Origin of the sequence: Streptomyces sp. NEAU-W12 (assembly GCF_026242095.1) — a bacterium.
In the GTDB taxonomy this organism is placed as follows: domain Bacteria; phylum Actinomycetota; class Actinomycetes; order Streptomycetales; family Streptomycetaceae; genus Streptomyces.
Genome location: NZ_JAPJDM010000092.1, coordinates 1 through 1,183, shown reverse-complemented (window position 1 = coordinate 1,183; position 1,183 = coordinate 1). Strand labels below are relative to the sequence as shown.

The following is a 1,183-nucleotide window of genomic DNA, read 5'->3' as shown; positions in this document are numbered from 1 at the left end:
CTGCCGTCGGATGGTGTTGAGGCGGGTGATGAGGGGGGCGATGGTGCGGCCGGTGCGCTCGGCGGTGTCCCAGTCGCGGTGTGTGAGCTGGTACTTCTCCGAGTGGAGGTACTCCTCGCTGCCGTCGCGCAAGGGGGTGTTCTCGCAGAGTTCGTAGCCGCTGTAGATGCCCCAGGTGGGGGAGAGGGTGGCGGCGAGGACGGCACGGGCCTCGAAGGCGGGCCGGCCGCCGTGCTGGAGGTAGGCGTGCAGGATGTCGGGGGTGTTGGTGAAGAGGTTGGGCCGCATGTAGGAGGCGGCGTCCCGGGAGAGTTCGGTGAGGTACTCGGTCAGTTCCTGTTTGGTGGTGCGCCAGGTGAAGTAGGTGTAGGACTGCTGGAAGCCGACGGCGGCCAGGGTGTGCATCATCGCGGGGCGGGTGAAGGCCTCGGCCAGGAAGATGACGTCGGGGTCGGTGCGGTTGACGTCGGCGATGACGCGTTCCCAGAAGACCACCGGTTTGGTGTGCGGGTTGTCGACGCGGAAGATCCGCACCCCCGCTGCCATCCAGTGCCGCAGGATGCGGCACGTCTCGGTGATCAGGCCGTCCATGTCCGCGTCGAAGGCGAGCGGGTAGATGTCCTGGTACTTCTTGGGCGGGTTCTCGGCGTACGCGATGGTGTGGTCGGGGCGGTGGTGGAACCACTGGGGGTGCTGGTGGACCCAGGGGTGGTCGGGGGAGCACTGGAGGGCGAGGTCCAGGGCGACCTCCAGGCCGTGGCGGGCCGCCCGGCCGACGAACCAGGTGAAGTCCTCGAGGGTGCCCAGCCGGGGGTGGACGGTGTCGTGGCCGCCCTCGGGGGAGCCGATGGCCCAGGGGACGCCGACGTCGTCGGGGCCGGCGTCCAGGGTGTTGTCGGGGCCCTTGCGGAAGGTGGTGCCGATGGGGTGGATCGGGGGGAGGTAGACGACGTCGAAGCCCATCGCGGCGATGGCGGGCAGCCGGCGGGCGGCGGTGCGGAAGGTGCCGTGCGGTTCGTCCGCGGTGCCCTCGGAGCGGGGGAAGAACTCGTACCAGGAGCCGAACAGGGCACGCTCGCGCTCCACCAGCAGCGGCATCGGGTCGCTGCTGGTGACCAGGTCCCGCAGCGGGTGGCGGGCCAGCACCGCGTCCACCTCCGGCGTCAGCCCCGCCGCCAGCCGG

General features: G+C 70.6%; 1 pseudogene. It reads right to left on the bottom strand.

Annotated elements, in window-relative coordinates:
* A pseudogene (locus tag ORI94_RS35200) lies at positions 1-1,183 on the bottom strand (alpha-1,4-glucan--maltose-1-phosphate maltosyltransferase); the annotation flags it as partial.